11 protein-coding genes and 1 pseudogene are annotated in these 13,640 nt (G+C 69.2%); 4 read left to right on the top strand and 8 right to left on the bottom strand.

Features of this window, described 5'->3' with window-relative positions; all coding sequences use genetic code 11:
* On the top strand, positions 1 to 2,136 hold a 2,136-nt coding region (gene glgB / locus AC31A1_RS32080), incomplete at its 5' end, for a 1,4-alpha-glucan branching enzyme (protein WP_489656692.1).
* A 124-nt stretch (positions 2,137 to 2,260) separates the two neighbouring features.
* Here the strand turns inward: glgB and AC31A1_RS32085 are convergent.
* The 4 genes from AC31A1_RS32085 to AC31A1_RS32100 form a co-directional block, all read right to left on the bottom strand.
* Positions 2,261 to 4,507 (bottom strand): HelD family protein, encoded by a 2,247-nt coding sequence (locus AC31A1_RS32085; protein ID WP_489656699.1) that lies wholly within the window; start codon positions 4,505 to 4,507, stop codon positions 2,261 to 2,263.
* 157 nt (positions 4,508 to 4,664) lie between these two features.
* Positions 4,665 to 4,979 (bottom strand): thioredoxin, encoded by a 315-nt coding sequence (gene trxA / locus AC31A1_RS32090; RefSeq protein WP_489656700.1) that lies wholly within the window; start codon positions 4,977 to 4,979, stop codon positions 4,665 to 4,667.
* A gap of 14 nt (positions 4,980 to 4,993) precedes the next feature.
* Positions 4,994 to 5,380 (bottom strand): MerR family transcriptional regulator, encoded by a 387-nt coding sequence (locus AC31A1_RS32095; protein ID WP_489656693.1) that lies wholly within the window; start codon positions 5,378 to 5,380, stop codon positions 4,994 to 4,996.
* A gap of 29 nt (positions 5,381 to 5,409) precedes the next feature.
* The gene (locus AC31A1_RS32100) at positions 5,410 to 5,814 is read right to left on the bottom strand and encodes an Lrp/AsnC family transcriptional regulator (RefSeq protein ID WP_489656694.1); all 405 of its coding nucleotides are present in this window, start codon (positions 5,812 to 5,814) and stop codon (positions 5,410 to 5,412) included.
* Between the two features lie 39 nt (positions 5,815 to 5,853).
* On the opposite strand from AC31A1_RS32100, the pseudogene AC31A1_RS32105 reads away from it, so the two are divergent.
* Positions 5,854 to 6,667, top strand: a pseudogene (locus tag AC31A1_RS32105) (NAD-dependent epimerase/dehydratase family protein).
* Here AC31A1_RS32105 and AC31A1_RS32110 read toward each other — a convergent pair.
* The 4 genes from AC31A1_RS32110 to AC31A1_RS32125 form a co-directional block, all read right to left on the bottom strand.
* On the bottom strand, positions 6,627 to 7,163 hold the full coding sequence (locus AC31A1_RS32110; RefSeq protein WP_489656701.1) for an AAA family ATPase: 537 nt from the start codon (positions 7,161 to 7,163) through the stop codon (positions 6,627 to 6,629). The pseudogene AC31A1_RS32105 and the gene AC31A1_RS32110 sit on opposite strands and share 41 nt — an antisense overlap.
* Before the next feature lie 554 nt (positions 7,164 to 7,717).
* Positions 7,718 to 7,984, bottom strand: coding sequence for a hypothetical protein (locus tag AC31A1_RS32115; protein ID WP_489656695.1), 267 nt, complete (start codon positions 7,982 to 7,984; stop codon positions 7,718 to 7,720).
* 68 nt (positions 7,985 to 8,052) lie between these two features.
* A complete protein-coding gene (locus tag AC31A1_RS32120; protein WP_489656702.1) occupies positions 8,053 to 8,817 on the bottom strand; it encodes a DUF2127 domain-containing protein in 765 nt (254 codons plus the stop codon).
* A 214-nt stretch (positions 8,818 to 9,031) separates the two neighbouring features.
* On the bottom strand, positions 9,032 to 10,459 hold the full coding sequence (locus tag AC31A1_RS32125) for a cation:dicarboxylate symporter family transporter (RefSeq protein ID WP_489656696.1): 1,428 nt from the start codon (positions 10,457 to 10,459) through the stop codon (positions 9,032 to 9,034).
* Between the two features lie 263 nt (positions 10,460 to 10,722).
* On the opposite strand from AC31A1_RS32125, the gene AC31A1_RS32130 reads away from it, so the two are divergent.
* Complete coding sequence (locus tag AC31A1_RS32130) at positions 10,723 to 11,922, top strand: RNA-guided endonuclease InsQ/TnpB family protein (protein ID WP_489656697.1); 1,200 nt, start codon at positions 10,723 to 10,725, stop codon at positions 11,920 to 11,922.
* Positions 11,923 to 12,059: 137 nt separating this feature from the next.
* A partial coding sequence (locus AC31A1_RS32135) for a sensor histidine kinase (protein ID WP_489656698.1) occupies positions 12,060 to 13,640 on the top strand: 1,581 nt, incomplete at its 3' end.

Raw genomic sequence — 13,640 nt, forward strand, 5'->3', positions numbered from 1 at the left:
CACCACGCCCCCCACTCCGTACTCGGCGCCCACCCGGTCCCCGGCGGAGTCGCCTTCCGCGTGTTCCGGCCGTTCGCCCTCGGGGTCACAGTCGTGGCAGGTCAGTTGAAGGCCGAGTTGCATGATGACGGGGAAGGGTTCTTCTCGGGGTTGCTGCCGTTGCAGGGTGTGCCGGAGTATCGGCTCGCCGTGGCCTATGACGGCACCGAGCAGGAGGTCGAGGACGCGTACCGGTTCCTCCCCGCGCTCGGTGATCTGGATCTCCACCTGATCGGTGAGGGCCGGCACGAGGAGTTGTGGCAGGCGCTCGGGGCGCGGACGATGACGCATCAGGGGGTCGCCGGCACCCGGTTCACCGTGTGGGCGCCGGACGCGCAGGGCGTACGCCTCGCCGGTACCTTCAACTTCTGGGACGGGACGGGCGCCCCGCTGCGCTCACTCGGCGGCACCGGTGTCTGGGAACTGTTCATGCCGGGCATCGGCGAGGGCGAGCTGTACAAGTTCGAGATCACCCGGCCCGACGGGTCGAAGACGATGCGCGCCGACCCGATGGCCCGCCGCACCGAGGTCCCGCCCGCCACGTCCTCGATCGTGCACGCCTCGCACTACGAGTGGAACGACGCGGAGTGGCTCGCCCAGCGCGCCGAACTCCCCGCCCACAAGGCCCCCCTCTCCGTCTACGAACTCCATCTTGCCTCCTGGCGACCGGGTTTGACCTACCGTCAGCTGGCCGAGCAACTCCCCGCCTACGTCAAGGACTTGGGCTTCACCCACGTCGAGATGATGCCGGTCGCCGAGCACCCGTACGGCGGCTCGTGGGGCTACCAGGTCACCGGCTTCTACGCCCCGACCGCCCGCCTCGGCACCCCCGACGACTTCAAGTTCCTGGTCGACGCCCTGCACCAGGCCGGTATCGGCGTCCTCATGGACTGGGTCCCGGCCCACTTCCCGCGCGACGACTGGGCGTTGGCCGAGTTCGACGGCCGCCCCCTGTACGAGCACGAGGACCCGCTCCGTGCCGCGCACCCCGACTGGGGCACCCTGGAGTTTGACTTCGGCCGCCGTGAAGTGCGCAACTTCCTTGTGGCGAACGCCGTCTACTGGTGCGAGGAGTTCCACATCGACGGCCTGCGCGTGGACGCGGTCGCCTCGATGCTCTACCTCGACTACTCACGCGAACCGGGCCAGTGGACCCCGAACGAGCACGGCGGCCGGGAGAACCTCGACGCGGTCGCCTTCCTCCAGGAGATGAACGCGACCGTCTATCGGCGGGTGCCCGGTGTTGTGACGATCGCCGAGGAATCCACCGCCTGGGACGGTGTCACGCGCGCCACGCACCACATCGGACCCGGCGGATTCGGCGGTCTGGGCTTCGGGTTGAAGTGGAACATGGGCTGGATGCACGACTCGCTCGACTACATGTCGCACGAGCCCGTCCACCGCAAGCACCACCACGGCGAGATGACGTTCTCCATGGTCTACGCGTACAGCGAGAACTACGTCCTCCCCATCTCCCACGACGAAGTAGTCCACGGCAAGCGGTCGTTGGTGTCCAAGATGCCCGGCGACTGGTGGCAGCAACGCGCCAACCTCCGCGCCTACCTCGCCTTCATGTGGGCCCACCCCGGCAAGCAACTCCTCTTCATGGGCCAGGAGTTCGCCCAGGGCGCGGAGTGGTCCGAGACCCACGGCCCCGACTGGTGGCTCCTGGACCCCGGCTACAGCGCCGAGGCGGACCACCGAGGCGTACGCGACCTCGTCCGCGACCTCAACACGGTCTACCGCCACACCCCCGCCCTCTGGCAACTGGACACGGACCCGTCCGGCTTCCAGTGGATCACCGGCGACGCCGCCGAGGACAACGTCTTCGCCTTCCTCCGCTACGACACCGACGGCTCTCCCCTCCTGGCCGTCAGCAACCTCTCCCCCGTAGTCCGCCACGACTACCGCCTGGGCACCCCCGACGACATCCCCGCCTGGCACGAGACCCTCAACACCGACACGGCCCTCTACGGCGGCAGCGGCATCACCAACCCGGACCCCATCAAGCCCGAACCCCAACCGTGGCACGGCCGCCCGGCAAGCATCCGAGTGACCTTGCCGCCGTTGGCGACGGTCTGGCTGCGCCCAGCCTGACAGCCCCGACTTCACAACACCGGGCACTGTCAGCCCGTCCGGCGTTTGAGGACGAGGCCCGTTCAGGGCCGATGGGGGTCTGGGGGCGCAGCCCCCAGGACGCCCACACCAACACCGCCCACCGTCACACCGCCCCCGCTTCCGCTTCCGCTTCCGCCAAGCTCAGCGGCAGCGACCCCGTGTGCACCACCCCCAACCGCTGCGTCGCCCGCGTCAACGCCACATACAAATCACTCGTCCCGTACCGCCCCGGCTCGACAACCAACACCGAGTCGAACTCCAGCCCCTTCGCCTGCCGAGGATCGAGCAGAACGACACTCCGCGTCAGATCCGGCTCCGCGCCGGCCGTCACCCCGTCCAGCCGCGCGGCCAGCCTCCGATGCAGATCACGAGGCGCGATGACCGCCAAGCGCCCCTCGGCAGGGGTGAGTTCACCCACGGCCTTGGCAACAGCCCCCGGCAGATCGTCAGTGGCCCGCACCCAAGGCCGCACGCCAGTGGCCCGCACCGAACTCGGCGGCTCGAAGCCAGGATTCTCCGCGCGGACGACCGCCGCCGCGAGGTCCATGATCTCGGCGGGGGTGCGGTAGTTGACGCCTAGCCGGGTGTGGTCGTAGCGGTCCTCGACGTACGGGGCGAGGATCTCCGACCAGGAGCCCACACCCGCCGCTTCCGCCGTCTGGGCCGGGTCTCCGACCAGAGTCATCGACCGCGTGGGACTCCGCCGCATCAGCAACCGCCAGGCCATCGGGGAGAGTTCCTGCGCCTCGTCGACGATGATGTGCCCGAACGCCCAGGTCCGGTCGGCCGCCGCGCGCTCGGCGGCGCTGCGGTGGTCCTCCTCCTCGTGGCGCTCCGCGAAGCGTTCCGCGTCGATGATGTCGTGCGCGGAGAGCACCTCGGAGCCCTCGGGGTCGCCCTCCTCCTTGTCCTCGAACTCGAACGTCCGGGACGCGAAGGACACGTCCAACACGCCCTGCGCGAACGACACTTGCTCCTCCCGTTCCCGCTGGGCCCGGGCCTGCCGCACCCGGTCGTCCCGCCCGAGGAGCTCCGCGGCCTCGTCGAGCAGCGGTACGTCCGCCACGGTCCACTCGCGGGTCACCGGGCGGCGGATGGCGTCCGCGTCGTCGTCGGAGACGTAGCCCACGGGGTCGGCGAGGAAGTCCGCGACGAGGTACTGCGGGGTCAGGCGCGGCCACAACTGGTCGATGGCGGCCCAGACTTCGGGGTTCTCGGCGAGGTCGTCGCGGATCTGGGTGATGTCGCTGGGGTCGAGGAGGTTACCGCCGTCGAAGGGGTCGGTGCCGATGCGTTCGGCGAAGAGTTCGGTGAGCGTGTTGAGGATGTGGCCCTCGAAGTGCTCGCGGGCGGCGTTGTGCGGGAGGCCGGCCTCGCGGGTGCGGTCGCGGGCCACGCGGACGAGGCCGTCGTCGAGCATCAGGATCTCGCGGTCGTGCTCGATCGCGATCACCGGGTCGGGCAGCGACTGCCAGTCGCGTACGACGGCGGCGAGGACGTCGGCCATGTCGGCGCGGCCCTTCACCGCGGCGGCGGCCCGGCTGTCGTTGGCCGTGGCCTTCACGCCGGGGAACAGCTCGCCGACGGTGGCGAGGAGTACGCCGGTCTCGCCGAGGGAGGGCAGCACCTCGCCGATGTAGCCGAGGAACGCGGGGTTCGGGCCGACGATCAGGACCGCGCGCCTGGCGAGCAACTCCCGGTATTCGTAGAGGAGATACGCGGCCCGGTGCAGCGCGACGGCGGTCTTGCCGGTGCCGGGGCCGCCCTCGACGACGAGCACCCCGCGGTAGGGCGCGCGGATGATCTCGTCCTGTTCGGCCTGGATGGTCTGCACGATGTCGCTCATCCGGCCGGTGCGCGCGGAGTTGAGCGCGGCGAGCAGGACGGCGTCGCCGCTCGGGTCCTCGTGGCCGGTGCGGGTGGCGTCGCCGAGGTCGAGGATCTCGTCGTGCAGGGCGGTGACGCGGCGCCCGTCGGTGGTGAGGTGCCGGCGGCGGCGCAGGTCCATCGGGGTGTGGCCGGTGGCCAGGTAGAAGGGGCGGGCGACGTCGGCCCGCCAGTCGATCAGGATCGGCGTGCGGTCGGCGTCGTCGGAGCGGATGCCGATGCGGCCGATGTGGTGGGTGGTGCCGGAGGTCAGATCGATCCGGCCGAAGCAGAGCGAGCCTTCCACGGCGTTCAGCGCGGCGAGCAGCCCCGAGCGCTCGGCGACCAGGATGTCCCGCTCCAGCCGGGCCTGCCTGGGCGTGTTGCTCTGCCCGAGCGCGTCCGTGACGGAGTCCTCGGTGGCGTCGCGCAGCGCGTCCACGCGCGCGTACAGACCGTCGATGAATTCCTGCTCACCGTGAATTTCATCGCTGTTTGACAATTCCACTCCCGGACATATATACTGTGCTCACTAAGCCTCTTCGCGACCCAATTCCCGTGAAGTCGCGAACCATTGAATATACGCAAAGAAATCCCCCGAGCGCAATTGCTCGGGGGATTTCTTTGCGTATCGGGCGGGATCACAGCACGTCGGAGAGCTCCTCCAGCAGCCGGCGCTTGGGCCGGGCCCCCACCATGGCCTTCACCGGCTCGCCGCCCTGGAAGACCATGAACGTGGGCATCGAGAGTACCTTGTAGGCGTTCGTGGTCTCCGGATTCTGGTCCACGTTCAACTGCACCACCTTGAGGCGGTCGGCCTCCTCGGTGGCGAGGGCGCGCAGTACCGGCGCCATCTGCCGGCACGGGGGACACCAGTCCGCCGTGAACTCCACCAGCACCGGCAACTCGGCCCCGATCACCTCCGCCGCGAAATTCCCGTCCGTCACATCCATCACGTGGGTCACGTCGATCACAGTTCCTGCCCTCCCAGTTCGCACAACGGTGGTGGCTCCTCGACGGTCGCCAGCCGCACCCCGATCTCCGCCCGGACCGCCTGCAACTCCCCGATCAGGGAATCCAGTTCGGCCAGCTTCCGCCGGTAGACGGCGACCGAGGCCGGGCACGAGTCGCCCTCCGGGTGCCCGGCCCGCAGGCACTCCACGAAGGGCCGCGTCTCCTCCAGGTCGAACCCGAAGTCCTGCAAGGTCCTGATCTGCCGGAGCAGCTTCAGATCACCCTCGTCGTACGTCCGGTACCCGTTGCCGCCCCGCCGCGCGGGCAGCAGCCCCCGCGCCTCGTAGTACCGCAGGGCCCGCGTCGTGGTCCCGGCCCGCGCGGCCAGCTCGCCGATTCGCATGCCTACGACGGTAATCCTTGACGTCGGCGTCAGGGCAACAGCGGTTTGCGCTCCACCGGGGAGGTCAGCACGATCGACGTCGTGGTGCGCCCGAGCGCGGAGACCGCTTCGAGGACCTCCTCCAGGTGGACGGTGTCCCGGACGGCGGCCTTGAGGATCCAGCAGTCCTCGCCGACGACATGGTGCACCTCGGTGATCTCGGGCCGCTCGATCAGCTCCAGGGTCCTGGGGTGCTTCAGGGTGTAGCCGCCATGCGGGTCGACCCGGATGAACGCCTGGATGCCGTAGCCGAGCCGGCCCGGGACGACATGGGCGCCGTAGCCGCTGATCACGCCCGCGGTCTGCCGGTCCACCGCGTCGAAGGCCACCGGTGTTTCGGCGGCGGTGGCTCGCGGATGCCGTGGTTCTTTCGGTACGGCGGCCGGAACTCCCATGTCTCCCCCTTCAGATCCCGCGGATACGCCCGAAGAATTATGGTCATGGAAAACGCACGGGACGTCCTGGTCATCGGCGGCAGCCGCTACTTCGGCAAGCGGCTGATCGCGCGGCTGCTGGCCGCCGGGGACCCGGTCACGGTCCTCAACAGGGGTTCGTCGGCGCCGCCCGCCGGAGCCGTTCACCTGACCGCCGACCGTGACGACGAGGACGCGCTGCGCGCCGCTCTCGGCCCGCGCACCTTCGACGTCGTCGTCGACCAGGTCTGCTTCACCCCGCGCCAGGCGGTGATCGCCCGCCGCGTCTTCACCGGCCGCACCCGCCGCTATGTGATGACGTCGACGGTCGAGGTGTACGAGCACGAGGACTCGCCGACGCCCGTGAGCGAGACGGCCGTAGATCCGCTCGCGGTGGTCGTCGACCTCGAACTCCCCTGGGACGACCCGGAGTTCCTCGACACGCACTACGGCGAGGGCAAGCGGCAGGCGGAGGCGGTGTTCGCGGCGGCCGGACCGGAGTTGCCTTACACGGCGGTCCGTGTGGCCCATGTCCTGGGCGGTGGCGACGACTTCACCGGCCGCCTGGCCCACTACTCCGACCGTATCCGCACCGGCGAGCCGATCGCCGTCCCCCGCACCAACCACCCGGCGACCTACATCCACGTCGACGAGATCGCCGACTTCCTCTTCTGGACGGCGGGCCAGGACTTCACGGGCCCGGTCAACCCGGCCTCCCCCGACCCGCTGACCACGGAGGAACTGTGCGCGGCGCTCGCCGCCCAACTCCCGTGCCACGCGGCTCGGTTACACCTTCACTCGGGCCCGGGAGTGGCTGCCGAGGGTGGTGCGGTAGCCGAGGACGACACCCCGAGGAGCCGGCGCGTCAACTGGTCGTGGTCGGAGAGGAGTTCGTCGAGGTCCAGGCCGGTGCCGTAGAGGTCGAGGAGGCGGGCGCGGCCGTGGGCGTCCGGGAGGGGGATCTCCACGGCCAGGTCGACGCGGCCGGGGCGTTGGGCGAGGGCCGGTTCGAGGAGGTCGGCGCGGTTGGTGGTGAGGAGGAAGGCCACGTCGGCGTCGTCGCCGAGGCCGTCCATCTCGTTCAGGATCTGGAAGAGCAGGGGCTGTTCGCCGCTGCCGTGGTCGCGGGCCTCGGCGATCAGGTCGCAGTCCTCCAGGACGACGAGCGCGGGCTGGAGCATGCGGGCCAGGGCGCAGGCGGGGCCGATCGCCTCGATGCCCGTGCCGGACAGGACGACGACCGTGAACTGCGGGAGGTGGGACAGGAGATAGCGGATCGTGTGGGTCTTGCCGGTGCCGGGCGGGCCGTAGAGGAGGAGGCCGCGGCGCATGTGCTGGCCGGCGGCGCGGAGTTGCTCGCGGCGGCGGGCCACGCCGACGACCTGGCGCTCGACGCGCTCCAGCAGGCCCTCGGGAGCACGATGTCGTCGCGGGTCAGGGCGGGGCGGCGGTGGAAGCGGAACGGGCCCAGGCCGTGGCCGAACTCGGAGCCCTCGAAGGAGAGCACCTGGCCGCGGAAGATGTTGTGCTCGCGCACCAGCACGTCGATCTCGGCGAGCAGCCGGTCCGCGAACTCCTTGTCCTGCGCGAGGACTTCGATCTCGACCTTGTCGCGCCCGTATTCGTCGGCCGGGCCGCGCAGCAGCACCGCGAACCGGTCCTCGCCGTCCGCGCCGAGGTAGAACCCGCAGGAGACACAGGCGAGTTCGGCGTCGGGGGAGATGGGGAGGTGGGCGTAGTCGACTGCCCCGATGGTGAACCGGTCGTGGCGGTCGGCGGCTTCGAGGATGTCGCCGAGGGTGAGGTCGGCGCGGTTCTGCGCGTCGCGCATACCGACGAGTTCGTGGGAACGGCCCGCCCCCGCGAACCAGTGCTCCAGCGCGAGTTACACGTTCGGGAGGTCGTACGGCGGATACGCGGCCTTGACGACGGGCCGGTCGCCGGGGGCGGTGCCGAGGTGGGCGCGGAGGCGTTCGGTGAGGTTGCGGGCGGGGTCGTACTCCTTGGACCTGGGGCGGGCGACCGCGGCGAGGAACTCGTAGAAGAGTTCGCTGATCTGCCGCAACGACAGGGGCGAGGCCTCGCGTTGGACGCCGTATCGGCGCTCGTGCTCGGCCTCGCTCATGAACTCCACTCCGCCCGGTTCGCCCATGTCTACCTCCGTAAAGCCCAGGTTCCGATGTTTCGGACCAGGGTGTCAGACCATGAGCCCCGCGGACGTCAGACCATGACGCCGGCCGAGGTCTCCACCTCCAGCAGGGACGCGCTCTCCCGCTCCTCGTCGAAGGCCTTCCGCCCGCCGCGCAGCCCGAACAGCCGCTTGGCCAGGGCGATATAGAGGACGGCGAGTATGTTGAGGACGAGGGTGGCGATCTTCAACCAGCTGATGTGCTCGGTGAGTTCGTAGATCTCCAGCGGCAGGAACGCGGCGGTGGCGACCACCGTCAGATACTCCGCCCAGCGCTTGGCGTACCAGAGCCCGCCGGCCTCGACGAGTTCGATCAGCGCGTACGCCAGCAGCAGGACGGCGACCAGGACCAGCGTGGAGTGCTTGTAGCCGAAGGTCTTCTGGATGCTGCCGACGATCGGCGAGTGGTCGAGGTCGTAGTGGAAGTGCTTGAAGACGGGCCGGAAGACGTCGAGGTAGTCGTCGAAGAGCTTGCGCACCGAGTCCTGGCTGTTGCTGAACTTCCATACGGCGGCGGCGACCAGCACGATGAACACCCCGCGCACGGCCCGCTCGATGGCGAGGAACCGCAGGATGAACAGGTCCCGCAGCACCTTCCCGCGCGGCACCAGGGGCGCCTGGTCGGCGGGCCCCGAACCGTGCGGTTCGCCGAGGACGAAGTCGCCGCAGCGCAGACAGCGCCAGGCCTCCCCGAACCCGGTCTCGGCGCGCAGCCGTTCCCGCAGTGCCGTCTCCTCGGGCGCGTACGTCGCGTGCCCGTGCCGTGCGCAGTGCCGCCGGTCCCAGTCGATCTTCATGCCCATGGCCCCCGTGACTCCCACCGAACGCGAACGTGCCGTGCGCGCCGGAGGTTTCCGGCACGGCACGGCACGCTAGTGCATCCCTAGTACATCCCTGTAAGGACCGGGCGGCTGAGCGACGGGGGGACACCCAGCCGCCCGGAGTCCGTGGGGCGTCCGGGCCGTGTTCAGGCGGGTCCGGGCGCCCCGGCTTCGGGGGGTCGACGAAGGCTCAGGCCTTGGCGAGTTCCTTCTCGCCGCCCTGCTCGGGTACGGCGTCGAGGTGGCCGTCGCCGTCCTTCTCGTCGAGCAACGTCTTCTCGTCGAAGGGGAGTTCGCCGGCGAGGACCCGGTTCACCCGCTCCTTGTCGACCTCGCCGGTCCAGGTGCCGATGAGCAGCGTGGCGACGGCGTTGCCGGCGAAGTTGGTGACCGCGCGGGCCTCGCTCATGAAGCGGTCGATGCCGATGATCAGGCCGACACCGTCGACCAGGGCGGGCTTGTGCGACTGCAGACCGCTGGCGAGTACGGCGATACCGGAACCGGAGACACCGGCCGCGCCCTTGGAGGCGACCATCATGAAGAGCAGCAGGCCGATCTGCTGGCCGATGTTCATCGGCTGGTCCATCGCGTCGGCGATGAACAGCGAGGCCATCGTCAGGTAGATCATCGTGCCGTCGAGGTTGAAGGAGTAGCCGGTCGGCACGGTGATGCCGACGACCGGGCGGCTGACACCCAGGTGCTCCATCTTCGCGATGAGCCGCGGCAGCGCGGACTCGGACGACGAGGTGGAGACGATCAGCAGGAACTCACGGCCGAGGTACCGCAGCAGCTGGAAGAGGTTGACCTTGGCGACCAGCTTGGTCAGCGTGCCGAGCACGACCACGATGAACAGGAAACAGGTGACGTAGAAGCCGAGCATGATCGTGCCCAGCGCCTTCAGCGCGTCCATACCGGTCTCGCCGATCACGGCGGCCATCGCGCCGAAGGCACCGACGGGCGCGGCCCACATGATCATGCCGAGGATGCGGAAGACCAGCTTCTGGATGTACTCGACACCGCGCAGCACCGGCTCGCCGGTCCGGCCCATGGCCTGTAGCGCGAAGCCCGCGAGGAGCGCGATCAGCAGCGTCTGGAGGACCTGGCCCTCGGTGAACGCCGACACGAAGGTGGTCGGGATGATCCCGAGCAGGAAGTCGACCGGCCCCTCGGCGGCGGCCTGGGCCTGCGTGTGTCCGACGCCCTTGACGGCCTCGGTCAGGTGCATGCCGCTGCCCGGGTGGATGATGTTGCCGACGACCAGGCCGATGGCCAGCGCCACGAACGACATCGCGATGAAGTAGCCGAGCGCGAGCCCGCCGACCTTGCCGACCTGAGCGGCCTTCCGGACCGAGCCGACGCCGAGCACGATCGTGCAGAAGATGATCGGCGAGATCATCATCTTGATCAGCGCGACGAAGCCCGTACCGAGCGGCTTGAGCTCCTCGGCGAAGCCCGGCGCGGCGAACCCGACGGCGATGCCGAGGGCGACCGCGACGATCACCGCGATGTAGAGGTAGTGGGTGCGGTCCCGCTTCACGGGCGGTGCTGCGGGTGCGGCAGGTGCGGGTGCGGGGGTGCTGGCCACGGCTGCCCTCCTTGACGACGTCGTCGGCATCATCCGGCGTGCGGCTCACGACCGGTGGAACCCGGGTGGCGAGTGCGGCTCACGTCCGGGGTTTGGGGATTTCAAGCGGTCCGCGCTGATCGCCGTGCGGATGTCCGTACAGATCTCCGTACGGATCCCTACGCGGATCTCTCTGCGGACCGGTCCGGGAGGCGGCTGCTTCCGGGGTTGCGGTGACTATCTCCCGGCTTGTGAGGGCGGTCACCCTTCCGTTCATTTAGTACACGCCTTACATACTGGCCTGATAGTTTCTGAGAATGACCGAGCATGTGAAGCGGGCCTTCAAATACCGCTTCTACCCGAGCAACGCGCAGACAACTGAGCTGATGCGCACGTTCGGCTGTGTCCGCACGGTCTACAACCTGGCTCTACAGGCCCGCACCACCGCCTGGTTCACGGAACGGCGTCGGATCAACTACGTCCAGACATCGGCTCTGCTGACCGCGTGGAAGAAGACCGAGGAGTACGCCTACCTGGCCGAAGTCTCCTCGGTTCCCCTGCAGCAGGCGCTGCGGCACCTGCAGGGCGCATTCACGAACTTCTTCGAGAAGCGCTCCGCCTATCCGCGATTCAAGTCCCGCAAGAAGTCCCGCAACAGTGCGGAGTACACCCGCTCGGCGTTCGTCTACCGCGACGGTCAGCTGACCCTGGCGAAGATGCGGGAGCCGCTGGACATCGCATGGTCCAGGCCTCTGCCGGAGGGGCAGGCGCCGTCGACCGTGACGGTGTCACGAGACAGCGCGGGACGCTGGTTCGTCTCGATGCTCTGCGAAGACGTTTCGGTGAAGGCGCTTCCGACGAGCAGCGCGGCAGTGGGCATCGACGCGGGCATCACCTCGCTGGTGACCCTGTCTACCGGCGAAAAGGTCGTCAATCCGAAGTTCGAGAAGAAGGACCGGGTAAAACTGGCCCGCGCGCAACGAGAGACGTCCCGCAAGAAGAAAGGGTCCAGGAATCGCGACAAGGCCCGCACTCGGGTCGCACGTGTCCACGCCGGGATTGCCGACCGGCGCCGGGACTTCCTGCACAAGCTGTCCACGCGTCTCGTTCGTGAGAACCAAACGATCGTGATCGAGGATCTTGCCGTCCGGAACATGCTGAAGAACCGCACGCTCGCCCGTGCGATCTCCGACGCCTCATGGGCCGAACTGCGTTTCATGTTGGAGTACAAGGCCCGGTGGTACGGCCGCGAACTGATCGCGGTGGACCGCTGGTATCCGTCGAGCAGGACCTGCTCGGCCTGCGGCCATCTGGTCGCGAGACTGCCGCTGAGCATCCGGGAATGGACCTGCGCCGCATGCGGGGCGCACCATGACCGGGATGAGAACGCGGCAAAGAACGTTCTGGCCGCCGGGCTGGCGGTGTCCGCCTGTGGAGCCGGTGTAAGACCCCAACGGAGAGTCTCCGGGCGGGCAGTCGGTGTTGAAGCAGGAAGTCTTCGAAAGAGCGTCGGATAGCGGCGCAGAGTCGGAGAGTCCCCCTCCGCGGAGTGGGGAGAGGCCAATTAGTTCGCGCTTACACCCACCACCGCCAGAGGCGTAAGGACGAGGATCAGAGGGGCGAGTAGCGGATAAAGGCGAGGCACACTGATCCCATGCGCATTCCCCACGTCCCCCGTCCCCGCAGCCTGGCCGGTCAGCTCTTCGGCATGCAGGCGGTGCTGATAGCGGTCGTCGTCGCCGGGTACGCGCTGTTCACCTACGTCAGCGACCGCAGCCAGGCCGAGGACGCGGCCGGCCGCCAGGCCATGGCGGTGGCGCGGTCGGTCGCGGACACGCCGTCGGTGATCGCGGCGATCGGTACGTCGAACCCCACAGCGCACCTGGAGTCGTACTCCCTGAAGGTCCAGCGGGACACCCAGGTCGACTTCATCACGATCATGAATCCGCAGGGCATCCGCTGGACCCACCCGGACAGGACGCAGATCGGCAAGAAGTTCCTCGGCCACATCGGGCCCGCTCTGAAGGGTGATTCCTTCACCGAGACCTACACGGGCACCCTCGGCGCGTCCGTCCGCGCGGTCACTCCCGTCTACGACACCGACGGCATCCGGATCATCGGCCTGGTCAGCGCCGGCATCAAGGTGGAGGCGATCACGCAGCGGGTGCAGGACCAGGTCACGGCGTTGATCGGGGTGGCGGCCGGCGCCCTGGCCCTGGGTGCCGTGGGAACGTACGTCGTCAACGCCCGCCTGCGCCGCCACACCCACGGCATGAACGCGACCGAGCTGAGCCACATGCACGACTACCACCAGGCCGCGCTGCACGCGGTGCGCGAAGGGCTGCTGATGCTCGACGGTCAATACCGGGTGGCGCTGATGAACGACGGCGGGCGGGAGTTGCTGGGGGTCGGGCCCGAGGTGGATGTGGTGGGCCGGTCAGTGGCGAGCCTCGGACTGCCCGCACCGCTGACGGGCGCGCTGCTGTCGTCGGAGCCGCGCGTGGACGAGGTGCATCTGACGGCGTCCCGGGTGCTCGTGGTGAACACCTCGCCGGTGTCGGGCGGTGAGCGTCGCGGAACGGTGGTGACACTCCGGGACGTCACCGAACTCCAGTCCCTGATGGGCGAGTTGGACTCCGAGCGGGGCTTCACACAGGCGCTGCGCTCGCAGGCCCACGAGGCGGCGAACCGCCTGCACACGGTCGTCTCGCTGATCGAGCTGGGGCGGGCCGAGGAGGCGGTGGACTTCGCCACGGCCGAACTGGAGCTGGCCCAGACGCTGACCGATCAGGTGGTCTCGGCGGTCAACGAGCCTGTGCTGGCTGCCCTGTTGCTGGGCAAGACGGCTCAATCGAACGAGCGGGGCGTGGAGTTGGTCGTATCGGAGGACAGCGGCCTGGACGACGGCCTGCTGCCGGATTCGCTGCCCGCGCGGGACCTGGTGACCATCCTCGGGAACCTGATCGACAACGCGGTGGACGCGGCGCAGGGGAGCCTGCGGGCGCGGGTGACGGTGACGGCGCGCACGGAGGCGGGCGCGGACGGCTCCGCGCTGGTACTGCGGGTCGCGGACACGGGAGCGGGGGTGGATCCGGCGCACGCGGAGGCGGTGTTCCAGCGGGGCTTCTCGACGAAGCCGGCCGGGCCCGGTGGTCGGGGCTTGGGGCTGGCGTTGGTGCGGCAGGCGGTGAACCGGCATGAGGGGACGCTGACGGTGGCCGAGGCGGAGGGGGGC

It is taken from the genome of Streptomyces sp. P5F9, from assembly GCF_057961495.1.

Bases quoted from the DNA above. Each gene is read 5' to 3' on its own strand.
- AC31A1_RS32115 (WP_489656695.1), bottom strand. From the start codon at position 7,984: ATGGGCGAACCGGGCGGAGTGGAGTTCATGAGCGAGGCCGAGCACGAG.
- AC31A1_RS32125 (WP_489656696.1), bottom strand. From the start codon at position 10,459: ATGATGCCGACGACGTCGTCAAGGAGGGCAGCCGTGGCCAGCACCCCC.
- AC31A1_RS32110 (WP_489656701.1), bottom strand. From the start codon at position 7,163: ATGCGCCGCGGCCTCCTCCTCTACGGCCCGCCCGGCACCGGCAAGACC.
- AC31A1_RS32120 (WP_489656702.1), bottom strand. From the start codon at position 8,817: ATGAAGATCGACTGGGACCGGCGGCACTGCGCACGGCACGGGCACGCG.
- AC31A1_RS32130 (WP_489656697.1), top strand. From the start codon at position 10,723: ATGACCGAGCATGTGAAGCGGGCCTTCAAATACCGCTTCTACCCGAGC.
- AC31A1_RS32095 (WP_489656693.1), bottom strand. From the start codon at position 5,380: ATGCGAATCGGCGAGCTGGCCGCGCGGGCCGGGACCACGACGCGGGCC.
- AC31A1_RS32100 (WP_489656694.1), bottom strand. From the start codon at position 5,814: ATGGGAGTTCCGGCCGCCGTACCGAAAGAACCACGGCATCCGCGAGCC.